Here is a 20370-nt window from a genome sequence, read left to right on the forward strand (position 1 = left end):
GACGGGGTGGTACGTCCTCGGACACTCTCCCGAGTGCCCGCTTCTCAAGGAAACAACGACTGGAATCGGGACAGAATTCCCACGCCGCTCCCTCTCTTTCGAGATCTTGCAGTATCCTGCCCCGCCCCCAGACGGGGCCGGATACCGCGGAAACCCGAAGAGGTGCAGGTCAGGCCGGAACCGAGGTCGGTCCGGTGGCGCCCACGGACCTCCACGACCTCTCCGTCCGTGAGACGGCCGTCACTCCGGGACAACGCCGCCCCTTGCTGCACTCCCACCCTGAAGACGGTCCCCGACGACCTCTGGTTGCCTGCGCCGCCAGGAAATGGCCGGATACGCCACAAGTGACGCGTTCCGCCCGAAACCGGCCTCGAAACCAACTCCGAACCAGCTCCGAAACCGGCTGGAAGGGGTTCGCCGTCGACGGGGCTAGCCGAACTGGAGGGAACGCTTCGAGAGGCCCATCCAGAAGCCGTCCACCGGGTCACGGCGGGTGGCGAGGTCGCCGGTGGCCTCGGCCGCGCCGAGGGTGACGAAGAGCGGGGCGAAGTGTTCCGTGCGGGGGTGGGCGAGGCGGCCCGAAGGGGACTTGCTCTCGAAGTCGAGCAGGGAGTCGATGTCGCCGGAGGCCAGCGCCTCGTGCCCCCACGCGTCGAACTCCTTGGACCAGCCGGGGACGCCGCCGTGCCGCAGGGCGGCCAGGTTGTGGGTGAAGAAGCCGCTGCCGACGATGAGGACGCCCTCGTCGCGCAGGGGCGCCAGCTTGCGGCCGATGTCCATCAGGCGGCGCGGGTCCAGCGTGGGCAGCGAGATCTGGAGCACCGGTATGTCGGCCTCCGGGAACATCTCCACCAGCGGGACGTACGCGCCGTGGTCGAGGCCGCGGTCCGGTACGTCCTGGACCGGGGTGCCGGGGGCCTTGAGCAGCGCCCGGACCGAGGCGGCGAGCCGCGGGGCGCCCGGGGCCTCGTAGCGCACCCGGTAGTAGTGCTCGGGGAAGCCCCAGAAGTCGTGGACGAGCGGCACCTGCTCGGTGGCGCCGAGGGCGAGCGGGGCCTCCTCCCAGTGGGCGGAGACCATCAGGATCGCCGTGGGTCGGGGCAGCTGCGCGGACCAGGCGGCCAGCTCGCCCGGCCAGACCGGGTCGTCGGCGAGCGGCGGCGCCCCGTGGCTGAGGTACAGCGCCGGCATGCGGGTCCCCCGCGCCGTGGGGGGCTGGGCTGCAGTGGCCGGGGTCATGGGGCGCTCCTCCGTCGTCGGTACAGGGCTGCCCGAAAAGACTAACCCCGCTTGGTTCAAATTTGAACCAAGCGGGGTCGTCAGTCATTCCCGTGCGGGCACCGCCGTCAGTGGGCGATCACCGGAACCTTGAACTCGGCGTCCGCACCCTCGCCGGCGCCGGAGGCCACCGGACCGCCGACGTTCGGACGGCCGGTGTTGATCAGCGTCAGGGCGATGGCCGAGCTGGCGACCAGGATGCCGACCGCCCACCAGATGGCGGAGGCGTAGCCCTCGACCATGGCCTGCGCCTGGATCAGCTGCCCGGCCGGACCGCCCGCCGCGGCCTCGGCCGCGTGGTCGGTCAGGTACGCGGTCGTCGCCGAGGCGGCGATCGTGTTCAGCAGCGCGGTGCCGATGGCGCCGCCGACCTGCTGCGAGGTGTTGACCATGGCGGAGGCGACTCCGGCGTCGGCCGGGTTCACCCCGTGCGTGGCCAGGGACATGGCCGGCATGAACGCCGTGCCCATGCCGAGGCCGAGGAGCAACTGCGCCGGCAGGATCAGCGCCGGGTACGAAGACCCGACCTCCAGCTGGGTGAGCAGCAGCATGCCGACGGCGGCGAGCAGGAAGCCCGGCCCCATGAGCAGGCGCGGCGCGACCCGCGTCATCAGGCGGGCGCCGATCTGGGTGGAGCCCGTGATCATGCCCGCGATCATCGGCAGGAAGGCGAAGCCGGTCTTGACCGGCGAGAAGCCCTTCACGACCTGGAGGTAGTAGGTCAGGAAGAGGAACAGGCCGAACATGGCGATGACGGCCAGGCCGAGCGAGAGGTAGACACCGCCGCGGTTGCGCTCCAGCAGGACGCGCAGCGGCAGCAGCGGCGACTTCACCTTGGACTCGACGAGGACGAAGGCCGCCAGCAGCACCACCGAGGCGACGAACATCGTCACGGTGAGGGCGTCCGACCAGCCGGCCGACTCGGCGCGGGTGAAGCCGTAGACCAGGGCGACGAGGCCGGTGGTCGACAGGATCACGCCGGGGATGTCGAGCGGCGCGCGGTTGCGGCCGCCGGCGGGCTCGCGGATGACCATCCAGGCACCCACGGCCGCGACGATCGCGAAGGGGATGTTGACGAAGAAGGTCCAGCGCCAGTTGAGGTACTCGGTGAGGAAGCCGCCGAGGATCAGGCCGACGGCGCCGCCGCCGCCCGCGATCGCGCCGTAGATGCCGAAGGCCTTGGCGCGCTCCTTGGCGTCGGTGAACATCACCGCCAGCAGGGACAGGGCCGCCGGTGCGAGCAGTGCGCCGAAGGCGCCCTGGAGGGCGCGGGCGCCGAGCATCATGGCCTCGCCGTTCGCGGCGCCGCCGAGCGCGGAGGCCAGGGCGAAGCCGATGAGGCCGACGACGAAGGCGTTCTTACGGCCCCACTTGTCGGCGATGCGGCCGCCGAAGAGGAGCAGTCCGCCGAATGCCAGCGCGTACGCGGTGATGACCCACTGGCGGTTGCCGTCCGAGATCCCGAGATCGGTCTGGGCGGAGGGCAGGGCGATGTTCACGATGGTCGCGTCGAGGACGACCATCAGCTGGGCCAGGGCTATGAAGACGAGTGCCTTCCAGCGGCTGGGATCGGCAGCCAGCGGCGGTGTCGCGGCTGTTTTTGACATGGAGGTACCCACTTCACTGTGCGGAATGACTGAAAGAGGCTAGTTGGCGAGGTTTGCGCGCGTCACATGGTTTTTTGCCGGAGGTCGTCGAAAGTGGCCGCCGAACCCGGCAGTTCGGAGCGGGCCGGAGCCCTCAACCCGTCGAGGAAGAGCTGGAGGTGACGGTGGGCGAAGCGGTCGGTGTCGAGGCAGGCGGTGCCGGGCAGCGGTCGGCTGAGCTGGGACAGGGCGACCATCAGGTCGCCGACGCCGATGTCCGTACGGATCACTCCGGCGTCCTGGCCGGTGGCCAGCAGCGTCTCGACGGCCGCCTGCAAGGCGGTCTGGGCCGCGAGGAGTTCGGGGTGTTCACGGTCGAAGTCCTCGGCGAGCATCGGGCACAGGGCGCCGATCCGCTCGTCGGCCGCGGCGTGCGTGAAGCGGCACAGCGCGGCGAAGGCGTCCGGTTCCTCGGCGAGGGAGGCCTCGGCCGAGGCGGTGACCCGGTCCATCACGAAGAGCACGACCTGCCGGACGAGGGTGGGGCGGTCGGGGAAGTGCCGGTAGAGGGTGGCGTTGCCGATGCCGGCCCGCCGGGCCACCTCGTCGAAGGGGGCCGCGGAGCCGAACTCCACGAAGACCTCGCGGGCCGCCGTCAGGATCCGCTCGCGGTTGCGCACGGCGTCGGCGCGAGGGCGCGGGACGCCGCCGGCGCGGGACGCGCCCGTCCCGCGGGCGCCGGCCCCCTCCCGTGCGCGCGCCGGCTTCGAGGTCCCGGCCGGGGCCGGGTCCACGACCAGGTCCACGGCCGGGTCCGGGGCCAGGTCCATGGCCGCCGCGCGGGCGGACGGGGCCGCCGGAGCGGTGGCGGTGGGGCGCTTCATTCCGGGGCCTCCCTGGCACGGTGACACGCGGTACGGACGGTTCGCTGTACGGACAGCTCGTTCGGCCCACCCAAACGGGGAGCCGGTCCCCGCTTTGCGGGACTCACGTACAAACGGGGAACCCGTCCCCGGTTATTTCACTCCCCCGCGTGACCTGAGTCACAGCACCTTGCACGTTCGGCCTCTCCCGACGCGCGGGCGCGCCGCGCCCGTCGGAGGGTGATCGCACAGAGCGCAGTCCGGGACAGGGCCGGCTGCCGCGGACCCGAAGGCGATCTCCATGCCGCAGACCCGCCACCGGATACGCAAGCCTCGCCGCACCAGCGCGTTCATCGGCCTGACCGCGCTGGCCCTCGGCGTCTCCGCGACCGCGAGCACCGGGATATCCAGTCGCGGGCACTCGGCGGCCGGTCCGGTGGCCACGACCGTCGAATCGGCTCTCGCGCCCTGCCGGATCGCCGGCACCATGGGCGTGCAGATGTCCGAGGGCCTGCCGACCCCGCCCGGGTACTCGCGCTCCACCGGCGAGGTCCGCGCCCTGAACCTGATGGTCGACTTCCCCGACGCCAAGGGCGAGGGCGCGGCCGCGGACCGGCTGGCGGAGTTCTTCCCGCAGACCGCCGACTGGTTCCGCACCAGCTCGTACGGTCGGCTCACCTACCGGCCCGAGGCCCCGATAAGCACCTGGCTGCGGATGCCGATGCCCTTCGCGGCGTACGGGATCGAGCGCGGGTCCCCGTACGAGCCCGGCTACCGGCAGCTCGTCGAGCACATCGCGAAGGCCGCCGACCCCGAGGTGGACTTCAGCCGGTACGACCTGATCAACATCCTGATCACGCCGAACGCCGGGCCGTCCGCCCTGGACACCGTCCTGTCGGTGACCTTCTCGGGCAACGGCGAGGCACCCGTCGCCGACGGGGTGCCGCTGGCCAACACGTCCTTCGTCTACAGCCGGCAGGACGACGGCTCCGGGACCTACCGGGAGACGGGCTACCGGGTGCTCCCGCACGAGAACGGGCACGTCTTCGGGCTGCCCGACCTCTACACCGCCGACGGCGGGAGCACGGTCGGGCACTGGGACATCATGAGCGAGGACTGGGGCGCCAACAACGACCTGATGGGCTGGCACAAGTGGAAGCTGGGCTGGCTGGACAGCACGCAGATCAGCTGCGCGTCCAAGCCGGGCACCAGTGACCACACCCTGTCCCCGCTGGGTGTGCGGGGCGGTACGAAACTGGCCTTCATCCCGCTCTCGGAGAGCGCCGGGTACGCGGTGGAGGTGCGGACCCGGGCCGGGAACGACGAGGCCGTCTGCAAGCCCGGGGTCCTCGTCTACAAGGTGGACTCCGACGTGGACACCGGGCACGGCCCGATCACGGTGTCGGACAGCGCGAGCGCGAGCGGCGGCTGCACGCGCCGGCCCAACGTGCACGCGGAGCTGTCGGACGCCCCGTTCCGGCCGGGCGAGACCTTCACCGACGAGAAGGCGGGCGTCAGCGTCTCGGTGGTGGGCCAGCTGCGCAACGGCAGTTACCAGGTCCGCATCACGCGGCCGTAGGCCGTGGGCCGCCGGGGCGTCTGTCGTCCTGCGCGCTCGCCATCATCGGCCCCCCTCGCGCCGCGCGACGCCCCCGACACCAACGCGCCGAACCCGATCGCCCTGGCGCTGGGTCCGGCGCTCGTCGGCGTGCTGGCGGCGGGGCTGGTCGCCGTCGGCATCGACTAGGGCCACGGTTCGACCGGGCTATGGCCCTCGGCCGGAAGCGGTCTGGCCACATCGGCGTGTCCCGCACGCGGAGGCGGCGGCGCCGGCAGGTCGTCAGAATTCCGCGTCGAGGGCCCGGCGCAGGATCTCCCCGACCTCGCCCTTGTTCTCCTGGGCCAGCAGGAAGAAGTGGTCTCCGGCGAAACGGCGTACCCGGCACGGCCCCGTCGTGTGCGCGGCCCAGCCGTCGAGCGGCTCGTGCGGGACCAGCGGGTCCGCCGTGCCGCCCAGCACGTGGAGCGGCACGTCGAGGCGTACGTCCCCGAATCCCACGGCGGCCTCCCGGCTGAGCGCGATGTCGGCCCGCAGCACCCCGGTGACGTGCGCCAGCATGTCCGGATCCTGGAGCACCCACTCCGGCGTGCCCCCGCCCTCGCGCAGCAGCCGTACGGCGTCCTCCTGAGTGGCCGTCGCATGGGCCCGGCGCGTGGCCCCGCCGGGGACCTGGCCGCTGACGACGGCCGCCCGGCACTGCCCGCCGAGGAGGAGGGCCGCACGCGTCGCGAGGAGCGCGCCCAGGCTGTGCCCGAAGACCACCGTGGGCAGCGGGTCGCGTCCGAGCACCTCGTCGGAGACGGACTCCATCACCTGGTCGAGCCGGCAGCCCGGCGGTTCGCCGAAGCGGCGCTCCCGCCCGGGGAGCGACAGCCCGAGCACTTCCACGTGCGCGGGCAGCGCCTCGACGACGGGGTAGAGCGTGCCGGGGCCGGACCCGGAGTGCGGGAACACCAGGAGCCGTACGCGGGGCGCGACATCCCCGTGGGGCCGCAGCAGCGGCCACCAGGAGACGGCGCGGGAATCCGCAGCGGCACGCGACCCGACCATCAGTGGTTCTCCTCGTTCCTCGAGTCCTCGACCCCGACCGCTCCTGGCCGTTGCGGGTCCCCCGCGGTCAGCCTATGCGGCGGTCCGGGCCCCTTCACGCGGCGGTGACGCCGACCAACTGTTCCGCGCCACAGTCCGGCGCACGCCGGTCACCGGCCCGCGCCGCGTCGACTTGTCGCCGTCCGCGCCACGGCGGGCGGCTGTCACGAGAGCCACGAGCCCGACAGCCTGGGCGAGGATGCGGGGATGAGCCAAGAGACCGATGCGGTGAGCGAAGCCATCGCGTGCGAGCTGCGCCTGATGGACCCGCGCGTGCGCGCGTCGCAGTCGCTGACGCGGCCCCTCCTCGACCCGCAGTTCGTGGAAGTCGGCGCCTCCGGCCGCCGGTGGACGTACGAGGAAATCCTCGCCGCGCTGCCCGAGATGGACGGAGCGGCGCCGGACGGACCGCGCTACGAGCCCTCGGACTTCACCGGCGTCCTGCTGGCACCCGGGCTGGTGCACCTCACGTACGAGACCACGATCGACGGGGCCCGGGCCCGACGGAGTTCCCTCTGGCGCAGGCAGCAGCCGGACGCCGAGTGGCAGATGTACTACCACCAGGCCACCCCCGTCCCACCCGCCGACGCCTGACCCCGGCGGCCCGGCCTCACCACCAGGTCTCCGCACCTTGCCTTCATGGGGCTTGGCCGCCCGCCCGAGGACACCGGGCGGAGCGGCACCCGTACGGACGTCGGCCGAATTCGGCCGCCCGGCGATCCGGGCACGACGCCCGGGCCGCGCCCCGGCGCTCCCAGTGGCAGCGGTGCTGCTCGGCGCGCTCGCCGCCGGATGCTCCGGGACGTCCGGCGGTGGCGGCAGGGAAGGCAGCCGCTCGGCGGACCCGAGGACGTCCGACTGGGCCGAGGGGGCCACCACCGAGTCCGTCGCCCGGACCCTGCACGCGGAGGTCCCCCCGGCAGCGTCCTTCGTCCTGCCTACGGAAGCCGGGGATCCCTTCCTCGCCCAGCTGCATGCGCTGATCGACGAACGCAGTGCCCGCATCTACCTGAGAGGGTCGACTGCCACCCAACCGTTCGCGGAGGCAGCGGTGTTGCAAGCGCGCCAGCCCTGTCGTGCCCGCCAGCTCAGCACATCACCTCAGCTCAGAGGCCTATCGGCGGCACCGTCGACACCCGAGCTCACTGGATGGCCGAAACGGCCCTGTCAGCCTGTCTCGGGCATCGGCCATTCAGGGCACCAGGGACAGGGCACGGCGAGCTTCCGTCGCGGGCCGCTGGCCGTCGCCGTCGCCCATCGTCATGGTCATAGCGAAGAGCATCTGTTCATGTGTGAAAGCTGGCTCGCATCGCTCCTACCTCGCCTGTCCAAACATGATCAAATAGCGCCATGGTGTGGGATGAGTGGGACAAGGCGAAGGCAGATGTCTCTGGCGAGCGCCAGGTGTCGATGCGCCTCAACCAAGTGACGAGCGGACCTGGTGGTGGTCAGGCCGACCTGGTCGTACAGCAGGATGACCTGGGCGAAGTGGGTCATGAGGCTTTCCTGCTGCACGACCAACTCCAGAAGCAGGCGGACATCGCCGGCGCCGGTGCCGATGGTTCAGGAAGCGGCTCCACGATGCAGGCCGCAGCGTCTTTGAAGACGGCCGGCTTCTCCCTCGGCGGCGAGCTGGAGACCACCGTGTCCGTGTGGACCTCTCAGGTGAAGACGGTCCTGCAGGCATGCGCCCACATCTCGAACCACCTGGACTACTCCAAAAAGGCGCATGCCGCGGACGACGAGGCCATCGCGGCCTCGCTCCGCAACCGCGACGGCTCGGCCGTGTCCGTCTCCCGTATCGACGAGTACCTCAAGTAGGGGAGCACGGCATGGACTACTCGGACCTCATGGAACTCGACCTCACGAAGCTGGGATCCGCCGTTCAGGACTGGAAGCGCACGACCGACGCTCTTCAGCGCCTGGGGGGACAGGCGCGCGACGGGGCAAAGGCCAAAGCCGAGAAGGCCCGCTGGGAAGGCGTGAACGCCGGTGTGACCCGCGCCTTCGTCGGCAAGACGGTCAAGGAGATAGAGGACCTCCACTCGGAGGCCAAGAGCATCTTCAGCATCCTCCAGGACGCCCACTCCGAACTGGTGACCATCCAGCAGCAGGCGAAGAACGTGACCGCCGATGCCAAGGAGGCAGGCTTCAACGTCCGTGTGGGGCAAGGCGGAGCCGTGACGATCGAGGATGCCCTGGTCTGCGAGGTGGACGGTCCCGGCCAGCGCAAGCAGGACCTGATGCGCTGGTACGCCGACACCCTGAGCGGAGTGGTGAGCCATGCGGCCGAGGTGGATGCCGCTGCCGTACGCGCTTTGCGCGGCAGCCACGGCGCGGATCCGCACAACGCGGGCCACGCGACATACACCTCCCTCGACCAGGAAATGCTCCCCCGAGCACTGAAACTGGCCGGGCTCGGCGAAGACGCCAACGCCAAACAGCGGAAGGAGCTGCAGCGGCTCTGGCAGTCCCTCGGGCCCGAGGCCCGGGCCCAGCTGTGGACCCAGCACCGGGACGACCTTCTTGCTGCCGGCCTGCTCCGGCCTCAGGTCAAGCAGGTCGCCGCGGACGACGGCGCTGGACCGTACGACGTCGAAGCGCCAGGAATATCGGACTACTGGAAAGAGATCCAGGCCAACGGCATTTCGAACTCCGGCGACTTCATGGGCAAGACCGACGCGGCCCGTCACATGGATCACTACCTCAACGGCAGCGGCAAGACGCTCGATCTGGACGTCGACCGCATGCTGGCCGACGACCCGGCGCTCCGGGACGAGGTGGCACGGATCCGGGCCACAGAGCAGGACGAGTGGCGGCAGCAGGCGCTGGATGCCTTCGAGAAGTCAGGTGGCAAGCCTGTCGCCATCCCCGTGGAATCCGGCAGCAGCGGATACGAACACGAAAAGGGCCCGGACGGGACGAACAACTGGTACCTGGCCGTAGGCAGCGGCATGACCAACACGACCGGGGTGGTCACCGCCGTCCCCGGACCCGACGGGAAACCGCAGGTCAGCATCGACTACCAGGTCAATGTGTGGGACCGCTACAACTGGGACGAAACCAAGGCCACGCCGATCGGACCGACCACCGTCACCGATGCCGACATGGCCCGCATGCACACGACGGGACTGGCCAGGGAGTTCGACATGCGAGGAAGCAGCTCGGTACAGCGACACGACCTGACGGCAGGAGGGTCCTGGCCCGCGCCCGAGGACACCGGGCGGAGCGGCACCCGCACGGACATCGGCCGCAATTCGGCCGCCCGGTGATCCGCGCACAACGACCGGGACGCGCCCCGGCACTCGCAGTGGCAACGGTGCTGCTCGGCGCACTCGCCACCGGATGCTCCGGAGCGTCCGGTGGTAGCGGCAGGGAAACCGGCCGGTCCGCAGACCCGGGGACGTCCGACTGGGTCGAGGGAACCACCGCCGAGTCCGTCGCCCGGACCCTGCACGTGGAGGTCCCCGCGACAGCGACCCAGACCGCGGCGGCGCACCGCAAGGGGTTCCAGGACGACGGGTTGATCCTGTCCTTCGTCCTCCCCGCAGAAGCCGTGGACCCCTTCCTCACTCAGCTGCATCCGGAGCAGCCCCTCAGACAGCGCGAGCAGCCCTTCAGTGCAGAGGCAACACCGGCCACACCGTTCGCACGCCTGGGACTCCCGGAACCTGATTCACTTCCCAAGGTCCGGGAGGGGCAGGTCTGTGCTCCCTGCAAGGGCGACCTGAACTGGCTCAAGGTCGCGGTGGCGCAGATCGACGAACGGAGCAGCCGCGTCTACCTGAGAGGGGTTGACTGACGCCCCCGGCGAGGCCGGGATCCTGCAACACCGGAACGCACTGCGGCGGCACCCGTCCGACGGCCCCCTGGAGCAGCGACACACTCCGGTGCTGCCGGTCAGGGAACCAGCGACAAGGCCCGCCGCGACGCTGTGGCGGAAACGCTGACCACCGCCCGCCGTCGACCATCGTGATGGTGAGTCCGAAGAGCATCTTGTTCATCTCGTCCGAGGTGAGACCGAGCTCGGCTGCGACCGCCGCCGGCTTCATTCCTGTGGACCGCAGGCCCTGGAAAACCTTGGTGAGCACCTGAGAGGTCTCCCGCTTCTTCATGCCTTCGGGCTCCGCTTGCGGTAGCCCCGCTGGCTCAGCTCGGTGCAGGCGGAACGGTACTGCCAGTCGGTGAGGTGTCCGAGGTCGTGCATGCGGTAGGTCAGAGCCATCGCGGACACGTTCCAGATGGCCTTGCCCTTGAGGATCTGATCGACGTGTGCCCCGGCCGGCATGTTGCCCAGCACGCTCGAAGCGGGCATGAGGAAGGCGCTGGCGAAGTCGTTCGCCTGCCTCTCGGCCTCAGGACCAGCACACTCTCGGTCGCTGCCGTGCATGACGAGGTGCCCAAGTTCGTGGGTGGCGTCGAAGCGGCTGCGCTCGGCGGATTTCATCGTGTTCAGGAAGACGAACGGGGTTCTCCCGCGCCAGAGGGCGAAGGCGTCGACCTCCGCGTAGTCGGGTGCGAGCGAGAAGACTCGGACGCCGTGCGCCTCCAGTAGGTGCACCATGTTGGGTACCGGGGAGTTCCCCAGCCCCCACGTCGTGCGGACCATCTCGGCCGCGGTCTCAGGGTCGGGCTTGCCGAGAGAGGGGAGGTCGGCGACCGGCAAACGGAAGCGTTCCTCTATCCAGTCGTAGAGGAGCGCGGCCAGCGTTCCAGCCGCGCGCGGCGTCGAGAGTGCGGGCCGGGGTCTTGCTTCGAGCACGCCACGAGATGCCCTCGGCGGGCAGCTCGTCGATCTCCGGACCTGTGAAGAAGTCATCCGCCTCGACGACGGTACCCGCGTCTTCGAACCCGTCCTGATCATCAAACTCGAGCACCGGGCCGGCAGCACCAAGAGCCGCTGGTACCACCGCCTGCGGATTCCCTGCCGGCACGGGGCCCACGACTACCGCGTCCCCGTCGGCATCACCACCACCACCCAGGACCGCACCCTGCGGTGCGTGGACAACGGCCGACCCCTCAAGAGCGACAGCGAGCGCGGCTTCCACCGGGCCGAGCACCTCCAGCAGATCCCGCAAGACACCCTGGCCCACCAACTCGTCTACCCGTACCGCGCCGACTCCGAGTCGGTCCACAGCCAGTTCGACCTCAGCCTCTGGAATCGCCGCGTGATCGCCTACGGCGTCGAACGCCAGAAGCTGTTCGTGCTGGGCTTCGCCCTCTCCCAGAACGCCACCAGCCACCAGCTCCACCTCAGCAAGGCCGCGTAGACCGAGTTCCACAGACCCCGCAGACACCGCGCCGGCCGTGCCCCCCGAGGGCGCGGCCGTCTTTCGTGCCCCGGGTCCCCAGCCGACCAGAGCCACCCAGGACGCGAAACGGACATCCGAAAGCGCTTCGGCAACGCCACCACCGTCCCGACAGAGGCCCCACGCACCCGACATCGCCGAAACACGCAGGTCACAGGGCCCGAGATGGACGTGGCCAAGGCGCACGCCAATCGAGGCGACCTCGGCCAGCACGATCCGCTAGGCTGTCAGCGGTCAGACGACTACCAGGCGTGTGCCGGGGAAAGTGTCCGCGAGGGCAGCTCCACCCGGGCGGGCGCACGTCATCCGACCAGCACGCTTGCCGAAGCGGCTCTGGCAATCCCTCTGGGGTTTCCGGCAACGTTTCCGACAAGCCCCCGCCTTCGTAGCTCAGGGGATAGAGCACGGCTCTCCTAAAGCCGGTGTCGCAGGTTCGAATCCTGCCGAGGGCACACTTCGAGGACCTCCAGCCGGGAACGGTTGGGGGTCCTTCGTCGCTCTGTGGTTACATAGGACGCGTGTCGCGTGACGCCGCCTACTGAGATGTGGGCCGGGCGGTGGTTGGGCAGGCACCTGTTTTCGAAGGACCGGGCCCATGGGCATTCTCGCCACCGGCTACGGGTGATCTCCCTCGGTTTTGCCGCTGCCATCGCACGCACACACCGTGAGGACGTTCACACCCCGTGTCATTTTCGTTCAATCAGACTGTCATTGACGAGTTCAGGGCCCATGCCGGCCGCGTCGGCGGGCCCTTCGAAGGGTCCGAGCTGATCCTGCTCACCACCACCGGAGCCAGGTCCGGGAAGCCGCACACCGTCCCGCTCGGGTTCCTGCGCGACGCGGGCCGCGACGGCGGGGACCTGCTCGTCGTCGGATCCGCCGCCGGGGCGGACCGGCATCCCGCCTGGTACCACAACCTGCTCGCGCGTCCCCTCGTACGGGTCGAGACCGGGACCGAGGAGTACGAGGCCGTCGCCGTGCCCGCCGAAGGGGCGCGGCGGGACGAGCTGTTCGCGCGCGTGGTGCGCGAGGCGCCCGGGTACGGCGAGTACCAGGCGCGCACCCGGCGGGTGATCCCCGTCGTGGCGCTCCAGCGGACGCACGAGGCGGCTGCGGGCGAGGGCGGGATCGCCGGGAAGCTGCTCGACGTGCACGGCTGGCTGCGGGCGCAGCTGGCCCTCGTACGGGAGCTCGTACGGGAACGCGCCCGCGAGGAGCCGAGCGGCGGCCCGCTACCGCTCGGGCTGCAACTGCGCCAGCACTGCCTGGCGTTCTGCCACTCGCTGGAGTTCCACCACAAGAGCGAGGACGCCGGGCTCTTCCCGTACCTGGAGCAACAGAACCCCCACATGCGGGAGTTGTTCCGTAGGCTCGACGCCGAGCACCGCGACATCGCACGGCTCCAGCAGGAGCTGGTGGGGGCCCTGGACGCGCCGGGCGGCGCCGGGTTCGGTGAGCGCGTCGAGCGGCTCAGCCGCGAGCTGGAGGCTCATCTCGACGCCGAGGAGGCGCAGTTGCTTCCGGTGCTGCGGGCCCTGGGAGCGTGACCCGGGCCTCGGCGCCGCCCGTCTCCCGGTTGCGGAAGGCGAGGGTGGCGCCGAGGGTCCTGGCCTGGCCCACGGCGATCGTCAGGCCCAGCCCGTGGCCCTTGTTGGTGCCCTCCGTACGGAACCGCTGCGGGCCGCTGGCCAGCAGGTACTCCGGATAGCCGGGACCCTCGTCGGTCACGGTCAGGGTGCGGCCGTCCACGGTGACCGTGACCGGGGCCGCGCCGTGGCTGTGCGCGTTGGCCACGAGGTTGCCCAGGATCCGCTCCAGGCGGCGCCGGTCCGTCTCCACCCGCGGCGAGGAGAGCACCTCCAGGACCGTGTCCGTGCCCGAGGCGCGGATGGTGCGCGCCGCCAGGTCGGCCAGGTCGTGCGAGTCCAGCTCCACGCGCTCGCTGCGCGTGTCCAGCCGGGAGATCTCCAGCAGGTCCTCGGTCAGCGAGCGCATCGCCTGCACCCGGTCCCGTACGAGCTCGGCCGGACGGCCCGGCGGCAGCAGTTCGGCGGCGGCGTTCAGGCCCGTGAGCGGGGTGCGGAGCTCGTGGGCGACGTCCGCCGTGAACCGCTGTTCCGCTTCGAGCTTGCCCTGGAGCGAGGCGGCCATGCTGTCCAGGGCGCGGGAGACCGCCGCCACCTCGTCCTTGTTGCGCGCGCTGTCGTCGACCCGCGCGTCCAGGTCTCCGGCGGTGATCCGGCGGGCCACCTGCGCGGTCAGGTGCAGCCGCCGGGTGATCCGGGTGACGCCGAACGCGCCGATGAGGAGCGTGACGCCGATGGCGAGCCCCGAGGAGCCGAGGATGGCCCGGTCCAGGTCGGCGATGGTCTGCTCGCTGGCGCGGAAGTCCACGGAGACGGCTATCGCGGTGCCCTCCTCGGCGGGCGCGGCCGCCCACATGGCGGCGCGGCCGCGCTGCTCGCCGAGCGCGGTGCCGCGTTTGCCGGCGACGGCCAGGGCGCGCAGCTCGGGGGGCAGGCCGACGGGGTCGATGCCCTCGCCGCGGGGCAGGCGCGCGCCCGTCTCGTAGGCCTTGATGGTCCGCTCCAGCTTGGTCAGCGCCTTCTCGCGGGCGGTGCCGACGGTCTGGTGGGTCATGGCGCGGTGCACGAGGACGCCGAGCAGCGCCGCGAGGCCGCAGCACATGAGGGTGATGAAGACCGCGGCCTTCCAGATCAGGGTGGAGGTCCAGGCGGGCAGCCGCGGGCGCGGCGGCCGCGCCCTCATCGGCGGGGCTCCGCCGGGGTGCCGGTGCCGGTCCCCACGCCGGTGCCCACGCCGGTGTCCACGCCGGTTCCCGCACCGCTGCCGGTGCGCGTGGCTGTGCCCCTGCCGGTGCGCGTGGCTGTGCCGCTGCCGGCGCGCACGGCTGTACGGCGGCGCCTGGCCGTGCCGCTGCCGGTGGTGTTGCCCGTGCGCACGCCGGTGGTGCCGCGCTCGTCGTCGTTCATGGTCCCCGTCCCCCGTTCCCCGTCCCCTGTTCCGCGTCCCCCGTTCACGGTTCCCCGGTCAGCTCACGGTAGTGCGCCCTTCTCCGGGCACGGTCGGCGGGATCGGGCGGAATCGGGCGGGGCCGCGCCCGAGGCCCGATCAGGCCACGAGGTCGCCGTGGAAGATGACGTTGTCGGTGCGGCGCCCGTCCTTCAGCGGGCCGCCACAGGTCGGCGGGCGCAGCGCCCCGGTGGCCGCTCCGGCCCGGCGGGGGCGACGGGCTCCGACGGAAAAGGCCCTCCCGGCCGGAACCGGAAGGGCACGTCCGGAGGCGGGTCGACCCGGTCGGCCCGGGTCGGTCAGCTCAGGCCACTGGTGCGTTCGCCGATGCGGTCCCCCTGCGGGGTGCCGGCCCGCTTGAGCGCGGCCTTCGTGTGCGACCCGCCCTTGACCTTGCTCCGTACCGGACCGTCGAAGCCGTGACCCGGCGTACGCGGCGGCAGCGCCTGCTCCTGCGCCTTCGCGATGGCTGTCCGGACGTCGCGCTTCTGCTCTTTGTTCATCCCGTCGTCAACTCCCTCGGGAAGCACCCAATCGGACTACTGGGATCGTATGCACATATAACGACCGACGCACCCGGGCCGGAACGTAAAGGATTCCGGCCCGGATCACCGGCGCGGCGGAGCCGGCAGCTTCGGCTGCCCCAGCGTCTGGTGGACCAGGTCCTCCGGGCAGGGCGTCCCCCGCGGCAGCTGGTACTTCGCCGCCACCCGGTACTCCCCCGGCGCCGGAGCCAGCAGCTCCGTCCACACGTCGCCGCTGTCGTCCGGGGCCGCCTTGAAGAGGCATCCGGCCGTGTTCGCGTACTCCTTGCGGAGCGCGCCGCCCGCCGCGTTCCCGCCGCGGGCCTTCGACGCGAAGGTCTCCTGCGGCGGCGGTACCGGCTTGCCCGCCCCGTCCACCAGTCCCAGCCACGGGGAGTGCGGGATCCGCACCAGCACCCGCCCGGGCTTCTTCACGTCGATGACCAGCCGGTCCGCGCTCGCCCGCACCACGGTCGCCGGTCCCGCCACCAGGTCCGTCGGCTCGTGGACCTTGAAGAGCTGCCAGTTCGCGTCGCCCCACACCTGCTGGAGGTACGGGAGCCCCTCGCGCACCAGCTTCGCCTCGTCCTCGCCGCCCGAGTCGGGTTTGTCGGCCGGCAGCACCACGTAGTGCACGGCCCAGCGCTCCAGCCAGGCCCGGTAGCTCTCGGCGGTGAGGGTGTCGTCGTAGAAAAGCGGGTTGCGCTCCAGGTCGGCCTGCCGGTTCCAGCCGCGCGCGAGGTTCACGTACGAGGGGAAGGCGGAGGACTCGCGGTGGCTGCTGGCGGGCACCACCTCGACCCGGCCCCGGTCGGCGCCCGCCTTCTGCAGCCGGTCGACGAGCGGGGCCAGCTCACGGTTCCAGGCGGCCACCGGGGTGGTCCGGATGATGTCCGTGACGCTGTTGGCGGTGATCCAGGCGTTCAGCCCGACGAAGGCGAGCAGCACCCCGTACCAGCGGCGCGAGCGCGGGAGCTCGTACGCGAGGGCGGCGAACAGCACGGCCCCGCCGAACAGCATCACCATCCGGGTGACGTTCGAGCCGACCTGGGAGTCGATCACCCAGGTCAGGAAGACCCCGAGGGCGTAGACGGCGGCGGCGATCCGGACCGTCTTCCACCGCTTCGGCACGAGGAACACGATCAGCAACGCGAACACGAACGGCAGCCCGGCCGAACCGATCTTCATCGGCTGCGTCCCGGAGAACGGGAAGAGCCAGGCCGACAGTCCGACCACGGCCACCGGAGCCAGCCCCAGCGCGTACGCACCCGGGCGCCGCCGGCTCAGGAACAGCGCGGCCGCGATCACCCCGAGGAACAGGCCCGCGACGGGGCTGGCGGCGGTCGCGAGGCCCGCCAGGGGGGCCGCCACCGCGGCCTTGGCCCAGCGACGGCGCGCCCACTTGCGGGGCCAGCAGAACACCGCGGCGACGGCGGCGAGCGCGAACATGGCGCCGAGGCCGAAGGTGACACGGCCCGACAGGGCGTTGCAGAACAGCCCGTACGCCCCGGCCAGGGCGGGCCACAGCGGCTCGCGCACGGCGCCGCGGCAGCGGGTGAGGATCAGCGCGAGCAGGCCGGCCGAGACCGTGCCCGCGACCATCATCGTGGTGCGGACACCGAGCATGTGCATGAGGTACGGCGAGACCACGCTGTACGAGACGGGGTGCATGCCGCCGTACCAGGCGAGGTTGTACGCGGAGTCGGGATGGCGGCCGACGAACTCGGCCCAGGCGTCCTGCGCGGCGAGGTCGCCGCCGCTGCTGGCGAAGGTGAAGAACCAGACCACGTGCAGCACGGCGGCGAGGGCGGTGGTGACGGCCACCGGGTGGCGCCGGGCCCAGCCGAGGGCGGCGCGGAACGGGCCGCGGGGCCGTATGGCGTCGGGCGCGGCACCGGGAACGGCGGGCGCGGCCCCGGTAACGGCCGGAGCGGCACCGGCACCCGCGGGAGCGGCATGGAGGAGGGCTGGAGCGGCGCCGGAAACGGCTGGAGCGGCACCGGGCACGGCACCCGCGGGAGCGGTATGCGAAACGGCTGGAGCGGCACCGGGCGCGGCGGGACCGGCACCGGGCGCGGCGGGACCGGCACCGGGCGCGGCGGCGTGGCCGGCGGACGGCTCGGGTACCCCGGAGCCCCCTTCGGCATCCCCGCCGTCGGCCGCCGGGATGGCTTCCGGGCGCCTGCCCTGCTGCTCAGCAGTGGTCACTGCCGCTCTCCCCAACACATGAGTCCACACCCGCACACGTCCCGGGTGCCAAGACGCGCCCCGGCGCCCCGGGGTTGCCCGGGGCGCCGGATCCACGCTCTCACCGGATGTCAGCCGACGCGCGTCAGCTTGCTGCCGATGCCCGGCGCGGCGAGGTCGCTCTGCAGCGCCACCGGCACCTTCACCTGGCTGGCGCCCTCGCCGACGGTCAGCATGCCGACCTCGGTCCCGGCCTTCGCCGTCTGCGGCATCTTCGAGCCGCCGTCCGCGAGCTTGACGTCGACGGTCAGCGAGGCCCAGCCGACCGCCTGCACGTCGGCGGTGGCCACGACGGGCGTCCGGCCCCCGAGACCGTCGTCGACGTAGCCCACGACCTCGCCCTTCTTCACGACGGTCGCGCCGTCGAGGGCCTTCTGCGTGGCGACCATCAGCTGCTTGCTCGCGGCGAGCACGGTGTCGATGATCGCCGGCTTGTGCTGGCCGAGGACGGCTCCGACGATCAGCTGGTTGGTGTTGCCGACCTTCTTCTGCGCGGCGAAGAGGAGGTTTCCGCCCGCCTTGGTCGTCGTACCGGTCTTGATGCCGAGCGCGCCGGAGGGTCCGGTCAGGCCGTTCCAGTTGCGCCAGCTCTTGCCGGAGGGGTCGATCCAGTTGGGCTTCTTGGTGATGTCGAGCAGCGTCTCGATCTCGACGAGCTTCAGGCCCAGCTTGACCTGGTCCTCGGCGGTGCTGACCGTGGTCGCGTCCAGACCCGAGGGGTCCGTGTACGTGGTGTTGGTCATGCCGAGGTCCTTGGCGGTGTCGTTCATCTTCTTGACGAACGCCTCCTGGGAACCGCTGTCCCAGCGCGCGAGCAGCCGCGCGATGTTGTTGGCCGACGGAATCATGAGGGCGGCGATCGCGTCGTACTCCGAGATCTTGTCGCCCTCCTTGACCGTGTCGAGGGTGGACTCGTTGTCGGTCGAGTTGTTCTTCTTGCCCTCGGTCTCGGCGGTCTTGTCGACCTCGATCATCTCGCCCTGATCACCCTTCTTTATGGGGTGGTCACGCAGGATGATGTACGCCGTCATCGACTTGGTGACGCTCGCGATCGGCACCGGCTTCTGCTCGCCGGACTGGCCGAGCGTCCCGAGGCCGGCGGCCGCCATGTACGCCTGGCCCTCGGTGGGCCAGGGCAGCTGCGGCTTCGCGCCGTCGAAGGTGTACGAGGACTTCGCGGTCATCACGAGCGTCGGCTCGGGCAGCGGGCGCACCAGCTGGACGACGGCCAGGATGATCGCCAGGAGCGCGACGAGCGGGGCGTAGATCTTGATCCGCCGGACCGCCGTGCGCATCGGGCTCGGCGGCGGGGGCGGGTTGTTCGTGAGGTCCGCCAGCATGTCGAGCGGCGGCTTGGGGGGCAGCGGCTGCTGGGTGGTCCGCTCGGACGGGTCCACGGAGGCGGGCAGCTTCGGCCGCTGCCGAACCTCGGGCGCCGCTGCGACGCCCTCCGGACGCAGCGGAACGAAGGTGCTGCCCTTGGGCGCCGCGGGCTCCGCCGCCTTCGGCGCGTCCGGCCCGGGGGCGGCAGGCTTGGGGGCGTCCGGCTTGGGGGCGTCCGGCTTGGGGGCGTCCGGCTTGGGGGCGGCAGGCTTCGCGGCGCCGGGCTTCAGGGCGCCGGGCTTGGGGGTCTCCGCCTTGACGGCGTCCACCTTCGGGACCCGGAAGACGGCGGTGCGCTCACTGTCGGCGGGCTTGTCGGCGGGCTTGTCGGCCTTGGGCTTCGCCTCCTCGACCGGCGCCGAAGCCGGAGCCGAAGCGGAAGGCGGCTTCACCGCACGGAACACGGCCGTACGCTCGCTGTCCGCGGGCTCGTCGACAGCCGGCTCGGACTTCGGGCGTGCCGGGGCGGAGGTCGAAGCGGAATCGATCTTCGGGGCCCGGAACACGGCCGTACGCTCGCTGTCCGCGGGCTCCTCGACAGCCGGCTCGGGCTTCGGGCGAGCCGGGGCAGGGGTCGAAGTGGAATCGATCTTCGGGGCCCGGAACACGGCCGTACGCTCGCTGTCAGCGGGCTCCTCGACTGCGGGGGCGGGCTTCGCCTCCTCCGCGGCCGGAGCGGAAGCGGAAGCCGTATCCGGCTTCGCCGCACGGAAGACGGCAGTGCGCTCGCTGTCCCCGGGCTTCGCCTGCGCAGCCGAACCGGAACGGGAACCGGAAGCAGAAGCGGAAGCCGGAACCGGCTCTTCGGCCCGGGTGTCCGGAGCAGCCTCACGCTGCGGCGCGACGGCCCGCTCGGCGGCATCGGCGTCGGCCTCGGCCTCGGGCTCTTCCGCCCGCGACTCGGCGTCCGCATCGGCGTCCGCACCGGCATCGGCCTCCGCATCAGCACCGGCTTCCGCACCCGCGTCGGAATCCACCCGTTCGGCGGCCTCCGCGGCCTCGTCGGTCTTGGCGACCCACGCCGCCACCGCCTCGCGCAGCGGATCCCGCGCGGACCCGGACCCGGCCTCGGGAACCTCCGCGGACCCGGACCCGGCCTCGGGCGCCACCGCGGACCCGGACTCGGCCTCGGCCTCGGGAACCGCGTCGGCCCCGCCCACCGTCTCCGTCTCCGTCCCCGTCTCCGCCTTCGTCGCCCTCTCCGCCTCGCCGGCGCGAACGTCCCGGCCCTCGGGATCCCTCGGCCGGAACACCGACAGCCTCGGATCACGCTCCGCGGACGACTCCGCCGCCCCCGGCGTTCCTGCATCTACCGACTTGTCGGGGGACTCGCCCGCCACCGTTCCTCCTCCATCGCCGCCACGTCCGGCTGTCCGAATGTCTAACAGTGTCCCGTCTCGGGGGCATCGCCCCCGTGCTAGACGAGAACGACATAGCTGCGGGTTCCCCCACAAAGCGGCCACGCGCTCTCGACAGATGAATGTGAGAGGCGTCACC

The 20370-nt window shown here is 71.6% G+C and carries 17 protein-coding genes and 1 tRNA gene; 8 read left to right on the forward strand and 10 right to left on the reverse strand.

Features of this window, described 5'->3' with window-relative positions:
* Positions 1-429: 429 nt before the first annotated feature.
* The 3 genes from ACZ6JT_RS24420 to ACZ6JT_RS24430 form a co-directional block, all read right to left on the reverse strand.
* Positions 430-1239 (reverse strand): dioxygenase family protein, encoded by an 810-nt coding sequence (locus tag ACZ6JT_RS24420; RefSeq protein WP_469212835.1) that lies wholly within the window; start codon positions 1237-1239, stop codon positions 430-432.
* Positions 1240-1346: 107 nt separating this feature from the next.
* Entirely contained in the window at positions 1347-2885 is a 1539-nt protein-coding gene (locus ACZ6JT_RS24425) for an MFS transporter (RefSeq protein WP_469212836.1), read from the reverse strand.
* 62 nt (positions 2886-2947) lie between these two features.
* On the reverse strand, positions 2948-3748 hold the full coding sequence (locus ACZ6JT_RS24430) for a TetR/AcrR family transcriptional regulator (protein ID WP_469212837.1): 801 nt from the start codon (positions 3746-3748) through the stop codon (positions 2948-2950).
* 280 nt (positions 3749-4028) lie between these two features.
* Here ACZ6JT_RS24430 and ACZ6JT_RS24435 point away from each other — a divergent pair, with 280 nt between their 5' ends.
* Positions 4029-5306, forward strand: a complete 1278-nt coding sequence (locus tag ACZ6JT_RS24435; protein WP_469212838.1) for a M6 family metalloprotease domain-containing protein — start codon at positions 4029-4031, stop codon at positions 5304-5306.
* Between the two features lie 261 nt (positions 5307-5567).
* Here the strand turns inward: ACZ6JT_RS24435 and ACZ6JT_RS24440 are convergent, their stop codons facing one another.
* Positions 5568-6338 carry a thioesterase II family protein gene (locus ACZ6JT_RS24440; RefSeq protein ID WP_469212839.1) on the reverse strand — a complete coding sequence of 257 codons (771 nt, stop codon included), beginning with the start codon at positions 6336-6338 and terminating at the stop codon, positions 5568-5570.
* 246 nt (positions 6339-6584) lie between these two features.
* Between ACZ6JT_RS24440 and ACZ6JT_RS24445 the strand changes: the two genes are divergently transcribed.
* The 4 genes from ACZ6JT_RS24445 (at position 6585) to ACZ6JT_RS24460 (ending at position 10179) form a co-directional block, all read left to right on the forward strand.
* Positions 6585-6971: a nuclear transport factor 2 family protein gene (locus tag ACZ6JT_RS24445; protein ID WP_469212841.1), complete on the forward strand. Its 387-nt coding sequence runs from the start codon at positions 6585-6587 to the stop codon at positions 6969-6971.
* 756 nt (positions 6972-7727) lie between these two features.
* Complete coding sequence (locus ACZ6JT_RS24450) at positions 7728-8198, forward strand: hypothetical protein (protein ID WP_469212843.1); 471 nt, start codon at positions 7728-7730, stop codon at positions 8196-8198.
* Positions 8199-8209: 11 nt separating this feature from the next.
* The gene (locus tag ACZ6JT_RS24455) at positions 8210-9649 is read left to right on the forward strand and encodes a hypothetical protein (RefSeq protein ID WP_469212846.1); all 1440 of its coding nucleotides are present in this window, start codon (positions 8210-8212) and stop codon (positions 9647-9649) included.
* A gap of 38 nt (positions 9650-9687) precedes the next feature.
* Entirely contained in the window at positions 9688-10179 is a 492-nt protein-coding gene (locus ACZ6JT_RS24460; protein WP_469212848.1) for a hypothetical protein, read from the forward strand.
* A gap of 309 nt (positions 10180-10488) precedes the next feature.
* Here ACZ6JT_RS24460 and ACZ6JT_RS24465 read toward each other — a convergent pair whose 3' ends face one another.
* Positions 10489-11139 carry an ImmA/IrrE family metallo-endopeptidase gene (locus ACZ6JT_RS24465; RefSeq protein WP_469212850.1) on the reverse strand — a complete coding sequence of 217 codons (651 nt, stop codon included), beginning with the start codon at positions 11137-11139 and terminating at the stop codon, positions 10489-10491.
* A 238-nt stretch (positions 11140-11377) separates the two neighbouring features.
* On the opposite strand from ACZ6JT_RS24465, the gene ACZ6JT_RS24470 reads away from it, so the two are divergent.
* The 3 genes from ACZ6JT_RS24470 to ACZ6JT_RS24480 all read left to right on the forward strand — a co-directional run bounded on the left by ACZ6JT_RS24470 (position 11378) and on the right by ACZ6JT_RS24480 (position 13233).
* Positions 11378-11647 carry a hypothetical protein gene (locus ACZ6JT_RS24470; RefSeq protein WP_469212852.1) on the forward strand — a complete coding sequence of 90 codons (270 nt, stop codon included), beginning with the start codon at positions 11378-11380 and terminating at the stop codon, positions 11645-11647.
* A 418-nt stretch (positions 11648-12065) separates the two neighbouring features.
* Positions 12066-12138: transfer RNA gene (locus tag ACZ6JT_RS24475), tRNA-Arg, on the forward strand.
* Between the two features lie 231 nt (positions 12139-12369).
* The gene (locus tag ACZ6JT_RS24480) at positions 12370-13233 is read left to right on the forward strand and encodes a nitroreductase/quinone reductase family protein (protein WP_469212854.1); all 864 of its coding nucleotides are present in this window, start codon (positions 12370-12372) and stop codon (positions 13231-13233) included.
* Here the strand turns inward: ACZ6JT_RS24480 and ACZ6JT_RS24485 are convergent.
* The 5 genes from ACZ6JT_RS24485 to ACZ6JT_RS24505 form a co-directional block, all read right to left on the reverse strand.
* Positions 13157-14455, reverse strand: coding sequence for an ATP-binding protein (locus tag ACZ6JT_RS24485; RefSeq protein ID WP_469212856.1), 1299 nt, complete (start codon positions 14453-14455; stop codon positions 13157-13159). The genes ACZ6JT_RS24480 and ACZ6JT_RS24485 overlap by 77 nt on opposite strands.
* A complete protein-coding gene (locus ACZ6JT_RS24490) occupies positions 14452-14679 on the reverse strand; it encodes a hypothetical protein (protein WP_469212858.1) in 228 nt (75 codons plus the stop codon). Before ACZ6JT_RS24490 ends, ACZ6JT_RS24485 begins: the two co-directional genes overlap by 4 nt.
* A 339-nt stretch (positions 14680-15018) precedes the next feature.
* Positions 15019-15222 carry a hypothetical protein gene (locus ACZ6JT_RS24495; RefSeq protein ID WP_469212859.1) on the reverse strand — a complete coding sequence of 68 codons (204 nt, stop codon included), beginning with the start codon at positions 15220-15222 and terminating at the stop codon, positions 15019-15021.
* 105 nt (positions 15223-15327) lie between these two features.
* Positions 15328-17067 carry an MFS transporter gene (locus tag ACZ6JT_RS24500; protein WP_469212860.1) on the reverse strand — a complete coding sequence of 580 codons (1740 nt, stop codon included), beginning with the start codon at positions 17065-17067 and terminating at the stop codon, positions 15328-15330.
* Between the two features lie 494 nt (positions 17068-17561).
* Positions 17562-20213, reverse strand: a complete 2652-nt coding sequence (locus tag ACZ6JT_RS24505; protein ID WP_469212862.1) for a D-alanyl-D-alanine carboxypeptidase family protein — start codon at positions 20211-20213, stop codon at positions 17562-17564.
* Positions 20214-20370 lie beyond the last annotated feature (157 nt).

The organism is Streptomyces sp. NPDC046308 (assembly GCF_055588065.1).

Coding starts and splice junctions, on each gene's coding strand:
- ACZ6JT_RS24425 (WP_469212836.1), bottom strand. CDS start 2,885: ATGTCAAAAACAGCCGCGACACCGCCGCTGGCTGCCGATCCCAGCCGC.
- ACZ6JT_RS24495 (WP_469212859.1), bottom strand. CDS start 15,222: ATGAACAAAGAGCAGAAGCGCGACGTCCGGACAGCCATCGCGAAGGCG.
- ACZ6JT_RS24445 (WP_469212841.1), top strand. CDS start 6,585: ATGAGCCAAGAGACCGATGCGGTGAGCGAAGCCATCGCGTGCGAGCTG.
- ACZ6JT_RS24440 (WP_469212839.1), bottom strand. CDS start 6,338: ATGGTCGGGTCGCGTGCCGCTGCGGATTCCCGCGCCGTCTCCTGGTGG.
- ACZ6JT_RS24435 (WP_469212838.1), top strand. CDS start 4,029: ATGCCGCAGACCCGCCACCGGATACGCAAGCCTCGCCGCACCAGCGCG.
- ACZ6JT_RS24420 (WP_469212835.1), bottom strand. CDS start 1,239: ATGACCCCGGCCACTGCAGCCCAGCCCCCCACGGCGCGGGGGACCCGC.
- ACZ6JT_RS24485 (WP_469212856.1), bottom strand. CDS start 14,455: ATGAGGGCGCGGCCGCCGCGCCCGCGGCTGCCCGCCTGGACCTCCACC.
- ACZ6JT_RS24455 (WP_469212846.1), top strand. CDS start 8,210: ATGGACTACTCGGACCTCATGGAACTCGACCTCACGAAGCTGGGATCC.
- ACZ6JT_RS24490 (WP_469212858.1), bottom strand. CDS start 14,679: ATGAACGACGACGAGCGCGGCACCACCGGCGTGCGCACGGGCAACACC.
- ACZ6JT_RS24450 (WP_469212843.1), top strand. CDS start 7,728: ATGGTGTGGGATGAGTGGGACAAGGCGAAGGCAGATGTCTCTGGCGAG.
- ACZ6JT_RS24430 (WP_469212837.1), bottom strand. CDS start 3,748: ATGAAGCGCCCCACCGCCACCGCTCCGGCGGCCCCGTCCGCCCGCGCG.